This window comes from Streptomyces sp. NPDC057702 (genome assembly GCF_042799315.1).
Lineage (GTDB): Bacteria > Actinomycetota > Actinomycetes > Streptomycetales > Streptomycetaceae > Streptomyces.
Genome location: NZ_JBHVJC010000010.1, coordinates 102,509 through 122,813, shown reverse-complemented (window position 1 = coordinate 122,813; position 20,305 = coordinate 102,509). Strand labels below are relative to the sequence as shown.

The following is a 20,305-nucleotide window of genomic DNA, read 5'->3' as shown; positions in this document are numbered from 1 at the left end:
GCCGCGAGGATTCCGCCGCGCACACACGCCTTTCCGTGGTTCACTCAAGAGGGGAAAGTCGCGAAAGTCCCGCCGAAAGCCGGCGTGCCACGCAGGGCTATCCATGGGCATGGGCCTTCGACAGCGTTATCCATACGAAACTCAACACTATTCACCGGCTCCCTGACTCTACATGAGGTTCTGGCTCGGATTTCGCGGGATTTTCGACAGGGTGGCGGGGAAGTCATTTCACCGCGCCCTCACCTGGTGGGCCCGACCCGCTCCGCGCCCGGCCCGGCGCACGGGGGGGCACGGGCGGTATCGGCGTCCGCGCCGGGCCCGGGTGACCACCGCCGACGGGGACGCGCCCGAGGCGCCCGAGGCCGGCGTGGATCAGGTCGCCGACACGCTGGCGCTCGTGGCGGACGGCTTCGCCTGGCCGCTCACGCGTGGACGGGTCTACGTCGCGGTGGTGGTTGAGGTCTCGCCGCGCGAGGAGGCGCGGCCCGGTGGTCGGCACGGCCCCGACACGGTGCGGGCGCTACGGAACGGCCGGGAGTCGGACGAGGTCCGCGCACCGCCTCGGGCCCACTGTCCGTGGCGCCCCGCCGCCGCTCCCGCCGGTCCCGAAGGCGCGCGCCGAGACCCCCGGTGCGTTCCGACGGCGCGAGAACGTGGTCGACCCGGACGAGTCCGGCGTGCGGCGCTCCGAAAGGCGACGGCAAGCGACGCTCACCCAGAGACCGGAAGGAGAAGGGGCGGTCCAGCGCCGCCGCGCGATAACCGACGGTGCCGGAATTCACCGTCACCTCGCGCCCACACGTGACAAGCGACCCCTGATACGCCTCGGCTATCCCGTCCGGCGGCCGCACACGGGTCTCGCCTGCCTCGCCCATTCCGCGCGCGGAAGGAATACGACGTGCGACTCGTCGCGCCTCGTGGGTACCGAGCACGGGCGCGCTGTCGTCCGAATCCATCGCTCTCCCCCCGTTGTGCGATTCATGGCCGAGTAGTCGACCGTCCAAGGATGATCGCACCCGGCAGACAAGAAAAGAGGAGCTATCTCGCCACTTCCCGCTCGGCCGGGTCGACGGATCTCGGACACCGACACGACAGGAGGCCGTGCCACTTCCCCGGCGTGCGGGCGACCACGGCCTTGGCGTTCGCGGGACGGCGTAACGCCTGTGACGACAGGGGCATGGATTGTCGTGGCAGAAAAGCGTCACCGATCGACGGCTGAGTTTCGTGAGGAGTCGCACACCACACCAGCGGGGCGTAAGAGCACGCCCCGAGTCCACGGCGGCCCTGGCCGCCGACGAGTCGCGCCTGGCGAGCCGGTCCCCTGGGCCGGACAGGGGGCGAGCGGAGCGCGGAGCGGCGGGGCGGAGGCCCGTCGGGGAGCTGGCTGACGGCACCCGGGGCGGTACGGATGGAACGGCGCGAGCCGGCACTCGCCCCTGGCCGGCGAACCGTCCGGGCACAAGCCCCGAACCGCCCCGTAGCGCGTCCCGCGACGACCGCCGACCGCGCTCCCCGGACCGCGTGCGGGTACGGCGGTTGGGTGGACACCCCCGTGATCCACCCAGCCGGTACGGCCGCGCACCGTCCCCCCGCGCGTGCCGTCAGGGGCCGGGCCGAAGGGCCGGACCGGGAGCACTCGCCCAGCGGGTCGGCGACCCTCCCCGCCCGGCCGCGCGCCCGACGCCGGGGCCGCCCGGCGATCGCGCCCACGGGCGCGAGGAGTTCCGCGGTGTCACGGCCGGCAGCGGTGACACCGCGGAGTTCGGCGGGCCGTGCCGAAGGGTCAGCCCTTCACGGCCTTGAGGAGCACCTGCACGTCATGGCCCTTGTGCCACCCCGTGTCGACCAACGGGCTGTGGTGCTTCACGTCCCCCCACGCGTAGTAGCGCTCCCAGCTCCGGTGCCAGGAACCACCCGAGTTCGAACCCGTCTCGACGTACCCCTGGGCGATCTTGCCGTCGGTCTTGTTGTCCCACAGATACAACTGCGCCTTGGTCTGCGTACGGGAGCCGCTGTAGCGGTCGCACTCCCGGTACTTGAGGCCGGCCGCGTTGTGGTCGACCTGGATGGTGCGCCAGCCGGTGCAGGTGCCCTCGGCGGAGACCGACTGCGCCATGGCCAGCCCCAGGCTGCTGATGCTCATGAGTGCCGTCAGGCTGGTGACGGTGACCCGCTTGCGAACGTTCATATCCGGTTGTCCTTCCCCGTGGATCGAGCGGACGACGACGCGGTGTGGACCGCGGCGTCCTGCTGATGACACCGAGACTGGCCGCGACCGCGCCGCCGCCACAAGGCCGGCCGAGCAGGTGGTGTCATCGCGAGACGCGACACACCCTGACCTGCGAAGACGCCAGGCGGGATGAGGCGCTGACGGGACGGGACACAGGCCCTGTCGCGGCGTTCGCGGGTTGTCGCGGGGCCGGTCCCCGCGTACCCGGGATCACGGCCGCGCCCACTTACGGGCCGGCTCGTCCCGGGATACCCGACGACGCGCGGCGGAACGCGCGGCCCCGCCCGCCGACGGCCTGGCCGAAAGCGTCGGGTGTGGCCTGGCGGTCCGTGTTCCGTGGCCCGCGCCAGGTGTATCAACGAGGCACGACCGTGAGGGCATTGAGGGCTGTTGACGACAGACGGGGGAACTCATGCCGCGTTGGAAGGCGTTGCCCGACTCTCAGGACCAGCGGGTTGGGCAACTCGTCGTACAGCTACGGATACTGAAGGACCGCAGCGGGCTGAGCGTGGCCTCGCTCGCCACCAAGACCGGGTACAGCCGCTCGTCCTGGGATCGCTACCTCAACGGTCAGGCGCTGCCGCCACAGCGTGCGGTGGAGGAACTGGCGCGGGCCGCGGGAGCCGACCCGGTCCGGCTGCGGGTGCTCCACGAGGTGGCCAGCCAAGCCTGGCGGCAGCCGACTTCCGCGCCTTCGCCGACCGGCGCGGGGAACGCGGAGCGGCGGGAGGCACCGGACCGGGAAAGGCCAGGGTCCGACCGGGCGGCCGAGGTCGCCCCGACGCCGGCGGAGCCCGTACCCGCCTCGGAGCCGTCCGTGGCGCGGGGCACCGCGCGGGTGCTGAGCGTGCGCAGGTCCGTCGCCGTGGCCGGCGTACTGACCGCCGCCCTCGTGGGGGTGGGCGCCGGCATGGTGATCGCCGCACCCTGGGGCGGGGACGACGGCGCGCCACCCCCGGTGCGGACGGCGGCGACCGGTCCGCTGCCGAGCACCTCGGCGACCGGTCCCACGGGAGGGCCGGGGCGGTACCGCTTCGTACCCGGCAGGACGTACTCCTGCCCGGTCACTCGCGCCGACCGCACCGGCGGCGGGCTGCACGCCGGGTACAGCACCACGCGGACCGCGATCCTCGCGGGTCCGGGGTGGGACGTGGTGGAGGCCCAGTGCCTGCTGCGCCACCACCGGATGAACCCGGGCGTCGTGGACGGGATCTACGGCCAGCAGACCATCGCGGCCGTCGTGCGCCTACAGAAGCGGACGGGGCTGCCACCCGACGGCGTCGTGGGCCCGCACGTGTGGCAGGAGTTGCGTAGGTGACCGGCTCCGCACCCGAGTGTGTGGCGCTGGCCGAGGGGTTGCGCGGCATGAAGGCCCGCACGGGGCTGAGCCTGGCGGCTTTGGCCGAGCGGACGGCGTACAGCAAATCCTCCTGGGAGCGGTACCTCAACGGCAAGAGTCCCGTGCCCCGGCAAGCGGTCGACGCGCTGTGCGCGTTGGCCGGCGAGCCCGCCGCGCGGCTGCTGGCCCTGTGGGAGCTGGCGGACGCGGAGTGGAGCGGTCGCGCCCGGCACACCCGGCCCGCCGACCGGACCAGCCCTGCCGCCCCGGCCCCGGCCACCGGCGCGGGTGGCGCGAGCGGGGCGGGTGCCTCGGACGGTGGGGTGGCCGGCTCCGGGAGCGCGCGGCGCCCGTGGCTGCTGGCCGCCGCCGTGGGCGTGGTAGCGGCGGCGGTGGCGCTGCTGGCGGTGCCGGCGGTGCGCGGCCCGGGCGCCGCGCCACCGGCGAGCCAACCCACCCCCGCGCTCGATCCCGCACCGGGCTGCCAGGGGAAGGGCTGTGACGGGAAGAACCCCGAGGACATGTTCTGCGGCCTGCCCGGCCGAGCGATCGTCCTCGGCCCACCGCACCGCACCGCGACCGACGCGCGCGTGGAGGTCCGCTACAGCACGGTGTGCTCCGCCGCCTGGGGCAGGATCTGGCACGCGCGGATCGGCGACGCCATCGAGATCACAGCACCCCGTGCCCGCCTGCGGCGCCTGGTCGTCCTGCGAGCGTCGGACAGAGCGGCCTACGGCTTCACCCGCATGATCGGCGATCCCGACCGCACCGCGCTACGCCTGTGCTTCCTGCCGGCTGGCGGCTCCGGCCGGGAGTGCGTCGAACCCTGACCGCCCGCTCCCGCCTCCGGCGCACCCCCAGTCGTCTCGCTCGCCCGCTTCGCCGGCGCCGGTTCGCCGCGGCCGCCCGCCGACGAGCCCATGGTGGCCGGCCTCCTCCTCGCGGTTCGGGCGGTGGGTCGCGCGGCGTGAGAGCATCCCGGTGTCGCGGGACGGAGGGTCGGGCGGTGGCTGATGACGTGATCGACGTGGTGGTCGCGGACGACGAACAGTTGGTGCGCACCGGTTTCGAGATGATCCTCGACGCGCAGCCCGGCATCCGGGTCGTGGGCGTGGCCAGCGACGGTGTCGAGTGCGTCGAGCTGGCCCGTGGGCTGGAGCCGCGCGTGGTGCTGGTCGACATCCGCATGCCGCGCCTCGACGGGCTGGAGGTCACCCGCCTCCTGGTGCGGGAGCGCGCCGGGCGCCCCGCGCCGAACGTGGTGGTCATCACGACGTTCGACCAGGACGACTACGTGCGGGACGCGCTGCGTTTCGGCGCCTGCGGGTTCCTCCTCAAGGACGCCTCGCCGGCGCTCCTGGTGGAGGCGGTGCGAGCGGCGGCCCGGGGCGACGCGCTGGTCTCGCCGGCGGTGACCGTACGTCTGCTCCAGCGATATGACTGGTCGGAGCTGAGGGCGCCCGCCGACGCGGCGCCCGCCGGGCTCAGCGAGCGTGAGCTGGACATCGTGCGGTTGGTGGCCGTGGGTCGTACGAACCGGGAGATCTGTGACGAGTTGTACTTGTCACCCTCGACGGTGAAGACGTATCTGGCCCGCGTCCAGGGCAAGGTCGGGGTCCGCAACCGCGTGGAGATCGCGGCCTGGGCCTGGCAGCACGGGGTCATCGACTCCCGGCCCTGACGTCCGCCGACGTCGACAGCGGGAAGGTCGCCTCGACCCGCCACCCGCCGTGGGCGAACGGGCCGGCGCTGAGCGACCCGTCGAGGGCCTCGACCCGCTCGCGCAGCCCCAGCAGACCGAAGCCGCCGCGCCCGCCGACAGGGGGCGCGGCCCGGTGGGTGGGCGCGGTGTTGGTGACGGTCACCCGCAGCCACGCGTCGTCCGTGTCGAGACGGACGGTGGCGCGGGCCCCCGGGGCGTGCCGGCCGACGTTGGTGAGGGCTTCCCGGACCAGCCGCTCCACGGAGATCTCGACCTCGGGGCTGAGGGTGGCGGTCCGGGCCGCCGCCGTGACCTCGAGCCGGGCCGTCCCGTCCGCGGCGCCGTCGCCCGCGGCGGAGTGGGTGGCGACGAGGTCGCCGAGTTCGCCGAGCAGGTCGCCCGGGCGCAGGGCGGCGTGGTTGTCCTCGCGCAGGACACGGACGAGCCGGCGCATCGACTCCAGCGTCTCGGTGCCGGACCCGGCGATGGTGCGCAGGATGGGTTCCACCTTCTCCGGGGAGGTGGCCTGGATGGTCAGGGCGGCGTGGGCCTGGACGATGATGCCGGTCATGTGGTGGGCGATCAGATCGTGCAGGTCCCGGGCGAGTGCCAGGCGCTCGGCCTGCCGGACGTCGTGCACGGCGCGCTCCCGGCGGCCCTCCTGGGCGCGGATGGCGCAGCCGACGGCGACGCAGACCGACAGCGCCACGGTCAGCACGTAGCCGCCGCCGACGAACGCGTTCCACGAGCCGGCGCGCAGCGGGAGCATCAGGACCACGACGGCCAGGACCAGGGTGTGGGCGGTCGCGCGGGCCGGCCGCCAGGGACCGGCCGTGGTGCGCACGGCGAGGAAGAGCAGCCCGCAGCTCTCCAGCGCTCCCCACCACTTCAGATCGGCGCTGGTGACCAGGCACCACAGGGTGAGGGCCAGGGAGAGGGCCACGGCGCCGACGACCCGTGCGACCAGGCTGGCCGAGCGCGGCAGCCCCAGGGCGATCAGCGCGATCAGCGGGCCGGTGACGAGCACCGGCAGCCAGCCCGTCGGCGCGGCTGCCGGGGCGTACCTGGCCAGGACGACGATGTCGACGACCCAGGTGAGCGTGAACGCGGCGACGCTGCTGATCGCGATCAGCCCGGTGGTGGCCAGCAGGCGCGGGGAGTTCCTGTCCACACCGACCAGCGTACGAGCGCGGGCCGATCCGGGTGTCGGCCAAACGGCCGACACACCGGGGCCCACCTGGTGCGCAGGGCTGACGCGAGGGGCCCCGGCCCGGCGGAACCATGGTGGACACGGCGGTCGGTGCCGCGCCCCTCGCAGGGCCGACCGCCAGCCAGTGCGCCCTCGGGGGCTCGTCCGAGGTAGCGGATCGCCACTGGCTCGTCCGCCTCACCCCGACACGGAGAGTCACCCCTTCATGGCCACCTTCCTGCACAGGATCGGCGGGGCCGCGTTCACGCGGCGTCGGCTGGTCGTTCTCCTCTGGGTGCTCGTCCTGGGCGCCCTGGGTCTCGCCGCCGCCAGCGCTTCCGGCCCGCGGAACACGTCCGTCACGCTGCCCGGTACGGAGGCACAGCGCGCCAACGACCTGCTGGCGCGGACGTTTCCCACCGCGAGCACGGACGGGGCCTCCGCGCGGGTCGTGGTCCGCGCCCCCGGTGGGGAGAAGGTCGGCGACGCCGGGAACAAGCGGGCGCTGGACGCGACGCTGGCCGGCGTCAAAGCGTCCTCTCCCCGGATAGCGGAAGTCAGCGCCCCCTTCGCGGACAAGACGGTCAGCGCTGACGGAAGCACCGCCTACGCGCGGGTCACGTACACCGTCGCGGACACGGATCTGACCGACGACGACCACTCCGGCCTCGACGCGGCGCTGGAGTCCGGCCGCGACCGCGGGCTGGCGGTGGAGGCGTCCGGCAACGCGCTGGGGGCTCCGGAGGAGAGTCACCTGGCCGAGGCCGTCGGGTTCGCCATGGCCGCCGTCATCCTCGTCATCACCTTCGGCTCCCTGGTCGCGGCCGGGCTGCCGCTGATCACCGCGCTGGTCGGGGTGGGTGTGACCATGACCGCCATCACGGTGCTGAGCGGGCCGCTGGACCTGAGCGGCAACACCTCGGCGCTGGCCACCATGCTCGGTATCGCCGTCGGCATCGACTACGCCCTGTTCATCGTCTCCCGCTACCGCGCCGAACGCGCCGCGGGGTACGACGCCAGACAGGCCACGGCGCGGGCCAACGGCACGGCCGGCTCGGCCGTCGTGTTCGCCGGCCTGACCGTGGTGATCGCCCTGGCGGGGCTGGCCGTGGTGAACCTCCCCGTCCTGACCACCATGGGCCTCGCCGCCTCCGGCGCCGTCGTCGTCGCCGTACTGGTCGCCGTCACCCTCGTCCCCGCGCTGCTCGGCTTCCTCGGCGAGCGCGTGCGGGGCAGGGCCCGCCCGCCGAAGCGACGCCAGGCCGCCGGTCGCCGGGGGCTGGGGCAGCGGTGGATCGCCCACGTCCTGCGCAGGCCCGTACGGGTTCTGCTGCTGGCGGTCGTCGGCCTCGGCGTGCTCGCCGTCCCCGCCGCGAAGCTCGAACTCGGCCTGCCGGACGACGGCTCCAAGGCCCCCTCCTCCACCCAGCGCAAGGCGTACGACATGCTGTCGGAGTCCTTCGGCCCGGGCTTCAACGGTCCGCTGACGGTGACCGTCGACAACCGGGACCCGGGCGCCGCGCGCGAGGGCGCCGCGAGGATGGGCGCGGCACTCACGAAGCTCCCCGACGTGGCGACCGTGGCCCCGGCCGTCTTCAACGAGGCCGGTGACACCGCCGTCATCACGGTCGTCCCCACCAGCGCGCCGTCCAGCGACGCCACCAAGGACCTGGTCGGTGACATCCGGGCGACGGCGAAGGACGTCGAGCGGGACGCCGGGGCACGCTCGATGGTCACCGGGACGACGGCCCTCAACATCGACACCTCCGACAAGTTCAGCCAGGCGCTGGTCCCCTACCTCGCGCTCGTCGTCGGTCTGGCGGTGCTGGTCCTGATCCTGGTGTTCCGCTCGATCCTGGTGCCCGTCAAGGCCGCACTCGGGTTCCTGCTCTCCGTACTGGCCTCGCTGGGGGCCCTGGTCGCGGTCTTCCAGTGGGGCTGGCTGAAGGACCTGATCGGCCTGGAGCAGACCGGACCGATCATGAGCCTGATGCCGATCCTGATGGTCGGGATCGTCTTCGGCCTGGCCATGGACTACCAGGTCTTCCTGGTCACACGGATGCGCGAGGCGTACGTCCACGGCGCCGACGCCCGCACGGCGATCAGGGAGGGGTTCGCGCAGAGCTCGATGGTGGTCACCGTCGCCGCGCTCATCATGATCACCGTCTTCGCGGGCTTCGTCGGCTCGAACGACCCGATGCTGAAGGGCCTGGGCTTCGGGCTGGCGGCGGCCGTGGCCTTCGACGCGTTCGTCGTCCGCATGACGCTCGTCCCGGCCGCCCTGGCCCTCCTGGGCGAGCGGGCCTGGCGGCTGCCGACATGGCTCGACCGCGTGCTGCCCGAGGTGGACATCGAGGGCGAGAAGCTGGCGCGGTCCGAGCCGTCAGCGGCGCCGGGCCCGCCTGCGGAGCCCGGCCCGGCGCTCTCCGACGACCACAGCCGGCGCTGACGGCGAAGGGGGTGTCGCCACCGCGCCGCCCCCTCGCGCCGGGCGGGTGGGCCGAGCGCCCCCGGCCCCGGCGCCCGGCGGCGCCCGACCGGTGGAGAGCGCGCCCGTCGGGGCGGGCGCGCCGCCCCGACGGGCGTTGTCGGAAATGGACAACGCCCGCCTGACCACCGCCGTACGAGGGCGCACGGGCCCCACAGCCACAGCCACAGCCACAGCCACAGCCACAGCCACAGCCACAGCCACAGCCACAGCCACAGCCACAGCCACAGCCACAGCCACAGCCACAGCGGTCAACGTCCGCCCTGGGGTCCGGGTTTCGGGTGTGCGGGTGTTCCGGGTGCGCGGGTGTTATGGGTGTCTGGTTGTCTCGGGTGTCCCGGGCGTCAGCCCACGATGAGGGGCTTGCCCGCGTAGTAGTCGAGAAGGCCGTCGACCATGCTCGAACGGGACGGCGGGTGGAAGGCGAGGGCGTGCGAGGCCGCCGCCAGGTAGGCCGTGTCCGAGGAGGTTACGTACGCGATGCCGCCCAGCAGTTCGACGACGCCGCGGACCGTGTCGGCGAGCAGGTCCTGCACCGTGAAGCGAGTCACCAGCGCGGCGGCCAGCGCGTCGTTACCGGTGTCGCCGCTGGCCACCCGTCGGGCCAGGCCCTCGGTGAGCAGCGCGGCGGACTCCACGCGCACCGCGATCGCGGCCCGGTCGGACGCGCTGCCCCGGCCCTTCTCCAGCAGCCGGTCCACCAGGGCACTGGCCAGCCCGGTGTACGCGGCGCTCACGATCATCTGGAACCAGATGAGGCCGACTTCCTGGAGTTCGCTCAGACCGTCCACGAGGTCGGCCGGCGGCCGGAGGATCTGGCCCTCGGTGACGAACACGTCCTTCAGTCGCACCTCGTTGCTCTCCGCGCCGGCGAGCGCGAAGCTCGACCAGAACGGCAGCACGCTGACGCCGGGGGTGTCGGCCGGCAGCAGCAGGAAGCCCATCTCGATCGAGCCGTCCGGGCGGCGCATGCCCACGCTCGCGGTGAGCAGCCCCATGGACCGCGACAGGCTGCACGGCTTCTTGGAGCCGCTGAGCAGGTAGCCGCCCTCGGTGGGTTGGGCGACCATCGTGGGGCTGAGGATGCCCTGGTCACTGCGGCCCTCGGCGAAGCCGGAGGCGAGCAGCAGCCGCTCCTCCGAGACCCGCTTGAGCGTGTCGTTCAGGTCGGTGCCCGGCCCGAAGGACTCCGCGATGCCGAAGAGCATGCCGATGGAGAAGTGGTGCATGGCCGTGGCCACGGCCAGCGAGGGCGAGAGGGAGCCCAGGACGCGGACCACGCGGGTCGCCTCCAGGGCGTCGGCCCCGAGCCCTCCGTAGGCTTTCGGTATCAGGAGGTTGGAGCCGCCGTACTCGCGGAACAGCCCCATCGCCGGGCCGCCTTCGGCCTCCAGCTTCGCCAGGGGCTCCGCGGCCAGCGCGGCGCGCAGTCCCGGCAGCAGGGTGTCGCAGGTGTCGCGGTCGGCCTGCATGAATCGCATGGTTGCTCCTCGTATAAGGGTCGCGGGCTCTCGCCCGCGGTGACCGTCGGGTCGTCGCCGCTTGGTGAGCCGCTCTCCGGGGGTTCGGCGACGACGCCGAACACGCCTCGCGGGGTGTGCTCCTGCGGTGCTGGGCGCTGCCCGAAGGTGACAGGGGTGGGTTGGGGACGTGGGTGGCCTCGCCACACGTCCCGTCCGTCCGGCGCCTCGGTGCGTCGGCGGGTGGGGGAGGTCGGTGGACGGGTCGTCGGCCTTCAGCGGCCCGGCGGACAGGGCGCCGCCGGCAGCCGCGCACCACGGTGGGTGACCTGCCGTGACGGTGTCCGCGACGCTGCGGAGCACCGTTCGGCGGTCACGGTGGCCGGCCCCCCGTGCCGTTCACCCACCGCGCCGGCCGGGGCGTCCTCGCCGAGGTTGATCGCCGGGGACGGGTGGGTCGCGCCCCGGCCTGGCTCCCGCTCGGGCATCGGGCGGGTGGCGACGTCGTCCCGGGTCGAGGACGGCGGCGCGGTGTGGACGCGCGCGGCTGGCGCGGCGTCACGGTCGCTGGCGCGGGTGGGACGGGTCGCCGTCGTTCCGTTCGGGGCCGAAGGACGGGTCCCCGCCCGACGCGGCGAGGTCCGGTGGATGACGCCGTGCCGTGGCCCCGACTTTCCGGGGTTCACGCACCCGACGGAGCCCCCGAGTCGCTCGGTACTCCAAATTCCTTGAGGTATCTGGCACGTGCGATTCCGTATTTCTATATGTGCTTCTTTCGCCGCTCGTCCATTATCGGGAAACGAGGTCCGACTAACCCCCGCCGCACTTCTGGGTGAAGGCGGCGACGTCCTCTTCAGGATATCGGGCAACGCTACGTCAACAGCCGACGGCACCTCTCAGCACGTGTAGGTTGGCCGAAAACACCTGACCTCGTTCCCGCACGTCGCATTCCGTTTCCGACCGGTGGGGATGAGCCGCGATACCAGTGACTTGCGGGTCTTGGTCAATCGGTCACCTGTTCAGGCGGTGCGCGGATTCCTCTACTTCGATGGGTGCCGAGTGAGCTCTCCAGCCAGGGCTACGGGGAGGTAGCACGGCCGCTGACCTCGGGATCGACCCGCGCCGGCGCCAGCGCGGGGCCGACGCCCGGCGGACGCCGCCGAAGTCCCCCCACGGGATGGCCAGTTGCTGTCAGATCGCGACATCGGCGGCATAAACCAGGTACGGGCCAACCCGGCCGACGACGCGGCCCCACCCGGGTGGATCAGGCCGACCGGGCCACCCGACCCCAGGCCGCCGACGCGGGCCGCTCCCCGGGCGCGGAATCGGATGCGCAACGGGGAATGATCCCGGACGCGGCGTGTGCGGCCAGCTCTCCCGCGTACTCGGCGGCGTCGGTGATGGGAATGCCATGGGACGGTCATTTCACGGCAAAGAAATACCCGGCACCGAGGAGCCGTGCGCCTTCGGGCATATCCGCACTGCCCGTTCTCCTGGCCCTCCGCCACTGGTTCGACGGGGATTAATACAGCGGGGTCCGAGGCGAACTCGGGGGAGGTCGCGGCAGATATCTCTCCGCGCTGCCCGGCCGGTCGACGTTCGCCGCGATGATGCTCTTCGCACGCACCGGCACGGGAGCCTCACGCCGCTCCCCCGACTTCCGGTATCCCAGTCGACCGTACCGCCTCGTGCCCGAATCGCCGACTCCGTTATGCGGCGGAGAGTTTCTGTCACAGGAATTTCATGTTCCCCGCCGGCGCGTCGTTCCGGATGCGGCGGCCACCGGCTCCACCGGGCGCGGGGAGCCGGTCGCGCCTCCGCCGCACGCGGCGCGTGATCACCCGCCAGCGGCCCTGTCGCGCAGATAGCGGCGCTCGACCTGGTTGTCGGTGAGGTCCGCCGCCTCGCGGTAGAGGGTGGCGGCGCGGGTGGCGTCGCCGGCCAGGTGGGTCAGGTGGGCGCGAACGGCGCGTTCGCGTGGTCGGGTAAGGGGGTCCCGGTCCAGGCCGTGGCGATGGTTGAGGTCGTCGAGGAGGGCGAGTCCCCGGGCGGGGCCGAAGGCGCGGGCGACGGCGACCACGCGGCTGAGGCGTACCGGGGCGGTCGGGGTGAGGCGTTCCAACCACAGGTAGAGCATCGCGATCTGCGGCCAGTCGGTGCGCTGGGAGGTGGGGGCCGCCGCGTGCAGGGCGGCGACGGCCGCCTGCAGCTGGTAGGGGCCCGTCGCGCGGCGGACCCAGACGCCGTCGACCAGCGCGGTTCCCTCGCGGATCAGAGCCTGGTCCCAGCACGTACGGTCCTGCTCGTCCAGCGGTACGAGCGCGCCGTCCTCGTCGGTGCGGGCGGCCCGCCGGGACTCGATCAGCAGCATGAGCGCCAGCAGCCCGGTCACCTCGGCGTCCGCCGGCGCGGCGGCGTGCAGCATGCGGGTCAGCCTGATCGCCTCGCTGGTGAGGTCGACCCGGGTGAGGGTGTCTCCGGCGGTGGCGGTGTAACCCTCGTTGAAGACGAGGTAGAGCACCCGCGTGACGGCGGCGGTCCGGCTGTCGCGGTCGGCGGCGTCCGGCAGCGTGAAGCGGGCACCGGTGCGGGCCAGTCGCTGTTTGGCGCGACTGATCCGGGTGCCCATGGTGGCCTCGGTCGTGCCGAAGGCGTGCGCGATCTCGGCGGTCGTCAGCCCGCCGACCGCGCGCAGGGTGAGCGCGACCTGGGAGGTGGGTGCCAACTCGGGGTGACAGCACAGCAGGAGCAGGAGCAGGCTGTCGTCCGTCTCGGGCACGGGTTCCGGTGCCCGGGTGGCGCGTTCGGCCAGGCTGACGTCCCGCTCGCGGCGGTGCCTGGCCTGTTCGGAACGGAGCAGGTCGACCATCCGTCGGTAGCCGACGCGGATCAGCCACCCGCGCGGGTGGCTGGGCACGCCTTCGGTCGGCCAGGCTCCGCTCGCGGCGAGCAGTGCCTCCTGCACGGCGTCCTCGGCCACCTCGAAGCGGCCGAAGCGTCGGGTCAGCGCGCCGAGCACGTGCGGCGCCTCGGCGCGTAGCAGGTCCTCGACGTCCACGGCGGCGTCGGCCGCCCGGCTCCCGTCGTTCATCGCGGGTCGCGGTGGGCCGCCCCCACCTGGTCGCCCGGACCGGGGCGTGGCCGGGGGCGGGCGCTCACGACGCGAAGTCCTCGCCCATGACCGGCCGGATCTCGATCGGTTCGCCCAGCGCGCGGACGATCCGGGCGGCGATCTCCGTGGCCCGTTCCGCGCCGGCCACGTCGATGACCGCGAAGCTGGCCAGCACCTCCTTCAGTTCGGCGAACGGCCCGTCGGTGGCCACCACACCCTCCGGGGTGGGGCGTACCGTGACGCTGACCGCCGGGTGGCCCAGCCCCTCGGTGGTGACCAGTTCGCCGGACGCGACGAGCTCCCTCTCGAACTCCTGGTACGCCGCGAAGGCGGCCAGTGCCTCCGCCGTCGGGGCGTCGGCGGTCGCCGCGTCCCATCTGTCGGCCGGCGTGTAACCCAACAGCAGGTACTTCACGGATCGCTCCCTGGTTCTCGGTTCGACGATGGTAGGGCCGGTCGGCGCGGGAGGCGGGGCGGGCGTGAAGGGCCCGCCCCGGCGGCCCCACCCGCTACCTCGGAGCCGCCGGCCCACCCTCGACACCCGCCCCGGGTGATGTGGAACACACCGCACGGGTGTCGAGATCCCGGCTCCGGCCACGAGGTAGCGGACGACCAACCCACCGAGAGGGAGCACCCGATGCCCGAGACCGACGCGCACACCACCCCACCCACGACCGCGAACCCGGCCACCACCACACACGACGCCGCGCCCACGAGCCAGCCGTCCGCTCGACCGACCGCCGCGCTACGCGCCCTCGCCCCACTGGTCGGCACCTGGAAGGTGACCGGCGGGGCGGAGGGAACCGTGCGCTACGCGTGGCTGCCCGGCGGGTTCTTCCTCGTCCAGCACGTCGACCTGACCCAGTTCGGCGAGCCGGTCACCGGCATGGAGGTCATCGGCAACCTCCGCCCCTTCGGCGAGCCCACCAGCCCGGACGTGGCCTCCCGCTACTACGACTCGCGGGGCAACACCTTCGACTACGTCTACGAACTCGCCGGCGACGAGCTCACCATCTGGGCCGGGGTCAGGGGTGGTCCCGCCTACTTCCGGGGCACCTTCACCGCCGACGGCACCAGCATGACCGGCGAGTGGGTCTACCCCGGCGGAGGTGGCTACGCCTCGACCATGACCCGGATCTGACCACCTCCACCTCCCGTGGCCCCGGCACCGCCGCGTCGGGGCCGCGCGGGGGGGCGGCGGTGGTACGGCGGGCGGGACGGCGCGGCGCGGCTGGTCCGCCGGCGTCGTGGTTGCCCACCGGCGCGACACCGCGTACCTCTCACCCTCGCGGGGCAGCCCGGAGGCCGGGGCCGCGCCCACCGCTCGTCAGACGATCTCCCGCTGGGACGCGACGACGACCCCGTACAGGTCGGCGATGGTGGCCAGCGCGCCACGGTGCACCTGGTCGGCCGGGACGTCGGCGCCCGCGACCGGGAGCGAGCGCGTGGCGCAGGCGTCGGCGGCGACGGTGGGCCGGTGGCCGGCCAGGAACGCGCCCTGCGCGGTGAACGCGACACACATGTGGGTCATCCAGCCGGCGATGACGACGTCCTGCCCCGCGTCGAGGTGCGCGGCCAGGTCCGTACCGACGAACGCGTTCGGAACCTGTTTGACGACGACCGGCTCGCCGTCGACCGGCGCGACCTCGGGGTGGATCCGTCCGATCTCGGCGCGGATGTCGTACGGGGTGCCCGCGCCGCCGTCGTTGACGACGTGCACGACGCGGGCGCCCGCCTGCCGGGCCCTGGCCAGCAGGTTCGCCGCGGCGTCCAGGGACGGCCGCCAGCCGTCGAGTTCCATGACACCCCGGGTGTAGGTGTTCTGGAAGTCGACCAGGACCAGTGTCGAGCCGGCCAGGCTCGCGGGCCTCTGGTCAAAGCCGTTGAGCTCACGCAACGTGGTTCTGGACATGGGTGTACCGCCTTCGCGAGGTGGGTGGGAGGCGTGACCCGCACCGTGCGTCGGGCCACGTCCGCAAAGCTACGAGCCCGCCACGATGTCGGCAATGACGTCTAACCTGCGGATACCGACATGCCGACCGACCTGCTCACACCACCCGGGGGGACCCGTGCCGGACACCGTCCGCCGCCGTATCGTCATCGTGCTCTTCGAGGGTGTCGACCTGCTCGACGTCACCGGCCCGCCGGAGGTGTTCTCGCTCGCCCTGCGCGAGACGGAGGAGGCGGCGGGTTACGAGGTGCTGCTCGCCGCCGCGACCGGGGACCCGGTCACCACCGGCGCGGGCGTACGCGTCCTGCCCGACCTCACCTTCGAGGAGGCGGCGGCGCGCGGCATCGACACACTCATCGTGCCCGGGGCGGTGCGCGTCGACGACCAGCGGCGCGTCCACCCGCTGGTCGATCCCGACATCGTCGCGTGGGTGAGGACGCTCGCCGCCCGCGCGCACCGGATCGCGTCCGTGTGTGTGGGCGCGCACCTGCTCGCCGCGGCCGGCCTGCTCGACGGCAAGCGGGCCACCACCCACTGGTCCACCGCGCACCAGTTGGCCACCGACCATCCGTCCGTCCGCGTGGACGCCGACCCGATCTTCATCCGGGAGGGCGACGTGTGGACCGGCGCCGGGATCAGCGCCTGTCTCGACCTGTCCCTCGCCCTGATCGCCGACGACCTCGGCGAGGCCGTCGCCCTGCGGGTGGCCCGGCAGCTGGTCATGTACCTCAAACGCCCCAGTGGCCAGAGCCAGTTCAGCGTTCCGCTGGAACAGGTCTCCACCACGCGCCGCGTCGAGGAACTGCGCCACCACATCCTGCGCCACCTCGACCAGCCCCTCACGGTCGTCGATCTCGCCGCCCACGCCCACGTCAGCGACCGGCACCTGACCCGGCTCTTCAAGGCCGAGCTGGGCATGACCCCGTACGCCTACATCGAGTCCGTCCGCGTGGAGAAGGCCCGCCACACCTTGGAGTCCTCCGACGCCACCCTGGAACGCGTCGCCACCACCTGCGGCTTCGGCACGACGGACACCCTGGTACGGGCCTTCCGCCGCCGCCTGGACACCACGCCGACGGAGTATCGCCGCCGCTTCCGGATGCCCCTGAGACCCTGAGACTCCCCCACCCGAACGAGGACCCGCGCGCCGCGCGGGAGTCCTGGGCCCGGACGACGGACTCCCCGGACCCCCCGGACACCCCGCCGCGACGCCGCGTACCCCGCTGACCGGTACGGGCCGTACGGCCCGGTGACGGCACACGACGCGGCGCCCCGCCGGACACGACCGCCAGGCCCCCGCGACCCACCGTCACATCGCCCGGACCTTCACCGACCTCGCCTTCGGCGACACCGGTCCCTTCGCCCCCTGAGGACGACCGAGGCGGGCCGAGCCCCCGGCCATGCGGCCACCGTCGCCCCGTCCGGTCGCGGCGGGCCGGTGGGGGCGGCCCGTGCGCGTCGCCGGTGGGGGCGTGGCGGTGCGGCGCTACGGGAGCGGGTCCGCCGCTCCCGTGGGGTCGAGCGCTGTCGGGCCGAAGGAGGCGGTGAGGGCCTGGGCGATCAGGGTGGGCAGGTCGGGCCGACCGTCCTCGGCGGCCCAGTGGGTGAGTGCCGTGTGCAGGGCGGCCAGGCAGGCGCTGGTCACCGCCCGGACGCGGAATCCGGTCTCGGGGTCGGGCGGGGGGCCGAGCGCCTGGACGACGGCTTCCTGTAGGGCGTACTGGCTGTCCAGGTGCCGGGCGCGTAGCGCGGGGGTGGACACCATCAGGCGCAGGCAGTCGAGCAGGAACCGCTCGTTGGCGCGGCCCCCCTCCCCGTCGTCGCCGGTCAGGTCCGTGGCCGCGGCGACGAGCGCGCTGCCGACGCGGCGCACCGGGGGCCAGGTCGGCGGTGTGGCGGCGACACGCTCGGCGACGAGCAGCGCGGGTTGGTCCACCAGGACGAGGTCCTCCTTGGTCGGGAAGTGTCGGTAGACGGTCATGGCCGAGACGCCGGCGACCTCGGCGATGTCGGTCACCGGCACGGCGTCGTAGCCCCGCTCGGTGAACAGCCGCACCGCGTGCGCCTGAAGGGCGCGCCGGGTCTCGGCGCGCTGTCGCTCTCGAAGGGTCGGCTTCCGCTCACTCACGTGGTAGACACTACCGCAATGTTAGTGACTAACACTTCGAGGTGGGTGGCATGGGCGAGCTGACGGGCAGGACGGCTCTGGTGACCGGTGCGTCACGGGGTATCGGACGGGCGGTCGCGGTACGGCTCGCGGCCGACGGGGCCCTGGTCGTCGCGCATTTCGGCACGGACGGGGGCGGGGCGGACGCCACGGTCGAGGAGATCGCGCGCGCCGGTGGGACCGCCGTGGCCGTGCGGGCCGAACTGGGGGTGGCGGACGACGTCGAGACGCTGTTCGCCGGTGTCGAGGCCGGGTTGGCCGGTCGGCCGCTCGACATCCTGGTCAACAACGCGGCGGCCCCGCCGGCCGGCCCGCTCGGCGTCACCACGCGCGCGGAGTTCGACCACCTCTTCGCGGTGAACGTCCGCGCACCGTACTTCATCATCGAGCGCGCGCTGCCCCTGCTCCCCGACGGTGGCCGGATCATCAGCCTCTCCTCGGTGGCGACCCGGATGGCCAACCCGGCCCAGACGTCCTTCGCCATGACCAAGGCCGCGGTCGAGACGATGAGCAGGACCCTGGCCGCCCAGCTCGGGCCGCGCGGCATCACGGTCAACGCGGTCGCGCCCGGCGCCACCCGGACGGCGACCAACCACGCCGTCTTCGACCTACCGGGCCTGACCGAACAGATCACCGGCCTCACCGCGCTCGACCGGCTGGGCGGCCCGGGTGACATCGCCGACGTGGTCGCCTTCCTCGCCTCGGACGCCGCCCGGTGGGTGACCGGCCAGGTCATCGACGCGAGCGGCGGCCTGTTCCTGGGCCCGCGCGGCTGATCGGCCCGCGCTCGGCGGACCAGAGGGCCGGGCGCCGGGCCGGGGAGGCACGAGGTGGGGCCGAGTGTCGCGCCGGGGTGCGGCGTCACCCCCGTACCGCTCGCAGCCCGGCCGCCTGGGAGGGGCGGTCGGGCCCGCGCGGCGGGGACGTCGGGCACCCGGCGCGCCTGCGGTGGCGTACGTGGGGTGGAGGTGGTGGCGTGCGCGAGGTGGGGCCTCGCCCGGTGGGCTCAGGACGCGGTGCGCGCGTACTCCCGCAGGTTCGCCGGCTTGAGGCCGGCCGCGGTCGCCGCGGCCAGGACACGCCTGAGGTCACCTTCCAGTTGCGGGCCCATGTGCAGCAGCACGATGTCCCCGCGGCGCAGTTCGGGGGTGGGCGGCGTCCACTCGCCCCAGGTCGTGAGGTCGTGCGTCCAGGTCACCACGGCCCGGGCGCCGCAGGCGGTGGCGGCGGCGCGGGTGTCGTCGTTGTAGTACGGCCACTGGTGGTCCTGGCCGCCGGCCGGACGGAAGAGCTGGGGGCTGTCACCGAAGGCGGCCAGCTGCCGGTCACGGGCACCACAGATCTCGGCCCGCTGCTCGGCCTGGGTCAGCGTGGTCATGTCGCGGTGGCTGACCGTGTGGTTCTCCACCCGGGCGGGGCTGTGGGCGAGGAGGGTGCGGTAGTAGGCCGGGTCCTGCTCGTACGCGCCGGGCAGGAGGAAGAGGGACGCGGGGACCTGACGGTCGATGAGCAGCTTTCGGGCGCCGACGGCGGAGTCGGTGCCCCAGCCGTCGTCGATCGTGACGAACACGACCGGGTCCGTGGTCGCGATCCGGGTGTGGACAGGAGCCGGCACCGCGCTCGCCTCGGCGGCCCGCGCCGGCCCGACGAGGGTGAGGGGGAGCAGCAGGGCCGCGAGCGCGGCGAGCGAACCACGGATTCTCGACATGGCCCACATGATTGGTTCAGACCAACTCCGTGTCAATGGCATGTTCCTGGGGCTGGCGGCTCCCCGTCGAGACGTGCGGTCGCGGCCCGGACGGCCACCCTCGCGCGAGGCGACCCACGAGCTCCGGCCGGACGGGGAGCCCCGCCGCGCACGCGGTACGCGACGTCGCCGGGCCGCTCCCCCCGCTCGGGGCCGCGCCGCTCCCCCGCCAGCCCGGGCGACTCCCGCGCCGGGCGGGCCGCCCCCGCGCGGGGGGGGCGCGCACAGCGGGGGCGAGAGCGCGCCGACCGTAGAATCTGGTCCCGAACGACCGGGTGGGCCGGTGGGGCGCCCGGGTCCGCACAGGCGACACAGGGAGCACTCTTGCCCGGCCAGCGATCCATCACAGAGGCGGAGAAGCTCGCGGAGGCCAGGCTGGGCGGGATACCCGTCCGGCGCGAGCAGATGGTGGCCGTGGCCAACATCCACCGGGCCGCCTCCGCCGTGCGCCAGCACCTGGAGAACTCCGTACTGCGCGGCTCGGACCTGACCTGGACCGCCTTCGTGGTGCTGTGGGTGGTGTGGGTCGGCGGCGAGTCGGAGACCCGGCACGTCGCGGACGAGGCGGGCGTCTCCAAGGGCACGTTGACCGGCGTCGCCCGCACCCTGGAGTCCCGTGGACTGCTGCGCCGCGCCGCCCACCCCACCGACGGCCGACTGGTCCTGCTGAGCCTGACCGAGCGGGGCGAGGAGTTCATGCGGCGCGTCTTCCCCGAGTTCAACGCGGAGGAGGTGTTCGTGACCTCGCAGTTGAGCGACGAGGAGTGCCGCGACCTCGCGGACGGGCTGCGCCGCGTGGTCCTCCAGGTGGAACAGCACGGCGAGGAGCGGCGCAGGACGCTGCTGAACGGGGCGGAGCCGGCCCCCCGACGCAGCGGCCGGCGTGCCAAGGGCTGAACCGACGCGCGGGGACCGACGCG

Annotated in this window: 16 protein-coding genes; 8 read left to right on the top strand and 8 right to left on the bottom strand. The window is 73.6% G+C overall.

Annotated elements, in window-relative coordinates; genetic code table 11:
- Window positions 1-1,783: 1,783 nt before the first annotated feature.
- Complete coding sequence (locus ACFVFR_RS09735; protein WP_383699281.1) at window positions 1,784-2,188, bottom strand: hypothetical protein; 405 nt, start codon at window positions 2,186-2,188, stop codon at window positions 1,784-1,786.
- A 454-nt stretch (window positions 2,189-2,642) separates the two neighbouring features.
- On the opposite strand from ACFVFR_RS09735, the gene ACFVFR_RS09730 reads away from it, so the two are divergent.
- The 3 genes from ACFVFR_RS09730 (at window position 2,643) to ACFVFR_RS09720 (ending at window position 5,250) form a co-directional block, all read left to right on the top strand.
- Window positions 2,643-3,548: a helix-turn-helix domain-containing protein gene (locus tag ACFVFR_RS09730; RefSeq protein ID WP_383699279.1), complete on the top strand. Its 906-nt coding sequence runs from the start codon at window positions 2,643-2,645 to the stop codon at window positions 3,546-3,548.
- Entirely contained in the window at window positions 3,545-4,399 is an 855-nt protein-coding gene (locus ACFVFR_RS09725; RefSeq protein WP_383699277.1) for a helix-turn-helix domain-containing protein, read from the top strand. Before ACFVFR_RS09730 ends, ACFVFR_RS09725 begins: the two co-directional genes overlap by 4 nt.
- Window positions 4,400-4,575: 176 nt before the next feature.
- Window positions 4,576-5,250 carry a response regulator gene (locus ACFVFR_RS09720; RefSeq protein WP_383699275.1) on the top strand — a complete coding sequence of 225 codons (675 nt, stop codon included), beginning with the start codon at window positions 4,576-4,578 and terminating at the stop codon, window positions 5,248-5,250.
- Here ACFVFR_RS09720 and ACFVFR_RS09715 read toward each other — a convergent pair.
- Window positions 5,231-6,442 (bottom strand): sensor histidine kinase, encoded by a 1,212-nt coding sequence (locus tag ACFVFR_RS09715; protein WP_383699273.1) that lies wholly within the window; start codon window positions 6,440-6,442, stop codon window positions 5,231-5,233. The two genes, ACFVFR_RS09720 and ACFVFR_RS09715, sit on opposite strands and share 20 nt — an antisense overlap.
- A 244-nt stretch (window positions 6,443-6,686) precedes the next feature.
- On the opposite strand from ACFVFR_RS09715, the gene ACFVFR_RS09710 reads away from it, so the two are divergent.
- Entirely contained in the window at window positions 6,687-8,909 is a 2,223-nt protein-coding gene (locus ACFVFR_RS09710; protein ID WP_383699271.1) for an MMPL family transporter, read from the top strand.
- A 383-nt stretch (window positions 8,910-9,292) separates the two neighbouring features.
- On the opposite strand, the gene ACFVFR_RS09705 is transcribed toward ACFVFR_RS09710, so the two are convergent.
- The 3 genes from ACFVFR_RS09705 to ACFVFR_RS09695 form a co-directional block, all read right to left on the bottom strand.
- Window positions 9,293-10,429, bottom strand: a complete 1,137-nt coding sequence (locus tag ACFVFR_RS09705; protein WP_383699269.1) for an acyl-CoA dehydrogenase — start codon at window positions 10,427-10,429, stop codon at window positions 9,293-9,295.
- Window positions 10,430-12,245: 1,816 nt separating this feature from the next.
- On the bottom strand, window positions 12,246-13,499 hold the full coding sequence (locus tag ACFVFR_RS09700) for an RNA polymerase sigma factor (protein WP_383699267.1): 1,254 nt from the start codon (window positions 13,497-13,499) through the stop codon (window positions 12,246-12,248).
- 64 nt (window positions 13,500-13,563) lie between these two features.
- Window positions 13,564-13,935, bottom strand: coding sequence for a YciI family protein (locus ACFVFR_RS09695; protein WP_383699265.1), 372 nt, complete (start codon window positions 13,933-13,935; stop codon window positions 13,564-13,566).
- Window positions 13,936-14,157: 222 nt separating this feature from the next.
- On the opposite strand from ACFVFR_RS09695, the gene ACFVFR_RS09690 reads away from it, so the two are divergent.
- Complete coding sequence (locus ACFVFR_RS09690; RefSeq protein ID WP_383699263.1) at window positions 14,158-14,661, top strand: hypothetical protein; 504 nt, start codon at window positions 14,158-14,160, stop codon at window positions 14,659-14,661.
- Between the two features lie 186 nt (window positions 14,662-14,847).
- Here the strand turns inward: ACFVFR_RS09690 and ACFVFR_RS09685 are convergent, their stop codons facing one another.
- Window positions 14,848-15,432, bottom strand: coding sequence for an isochorismatase family protein (locus tag ACFVFR_RS09685; RefSeq protein WP_383699261.1), 585 nt, complete (start codon window positions 15,430-15,432; stop codon window positions 14,848-14,850).
- Window positions 15,433-15,589: 157 nt separating this feature from the next.
- Between ACFVFR_RS09685 and ACFVFR_RS09680 the strand changes: the two genes are divergently transcribed.
- Window positions 15,590-16,588 (top strand): GlxA family transcriptional regulator, encoded by a 999-nt coding sequence (locus tag ACFVFR_RS09680; RefSeq protein ID WP_383699259.1) that lies wholly within the window; start codon window positions 15,590-15,592, stop codon window positions 16,586-16,588.
- Window positions 16,589-16,957: 369 nt separating this feature from the next.
- Here ACFVFR_RS09680 and ACFVFR_RS09675 read toward each other — a convergent pair whose 3' ends face one another.
- Entirely contained in the window at window positions 16,958-17,599 is a 642-nt protein-coding gene (locus ACFVFR_RS09675) for a TetR/AcrR family transcriptional regulator (RefSeq protein ID WP_383699257.1), read from the bottom strand.
- Window positions 17,600-17,649: 50 nt separating this feature from the next.
- On the opposite strand from ACFVFR_RS09675, the gene ACFVFR_RS09670 reads away from it, so the two are divergent.
- Window positions 17,650-18,414 carry an SDR family oxidoreductase gene (locus tag ACFVFR_RS09670; RefSeq protein ID WP_383699255.1) on the top strand — a complete coding sequence of 255 codons (765 nt, stop codon included), beginning with the start codon at window positions 17,650-17,652 and terminating at the stop codon, window positions 18,412-18,414.
- A gap of 230 nt (window positions 18,415-18,644) precedes the next feature.
- Here the strand turns inward: ACFVFR_RS09670 and ACFVFR_RS09665 are convergent, their stop codons facing one another.
- Window positions 18,645-19,346 (bottom strand): polysaccharide deacetylase family protein, encoded by a 702-nt coding sequence (locus ACFVFR_RS09665; protein ID WP_383699253.1) that lies wholly within the window; start codon window positions 19,344-19,346, stop codon window positions 18,645-18,647.
- Between the two features lie 363 nt (window positions 19,347-19,709).
- Between ACFVFR_RS09665 and ACFVFR_RS09660 the strand changes: the two genes are divergently transcribed.
- Entirely contained in the window at window positions 19,710-20,282 is a 573-nt protein-coding gene (locus ACFVFR_RS09660; protein WP_383699251.1) for a MarR family winged helix-turn-helix transcriptional regulator, read from the top strand.
- Window positions 20,283-20,305: the final 23 nt, after the last annotated feature.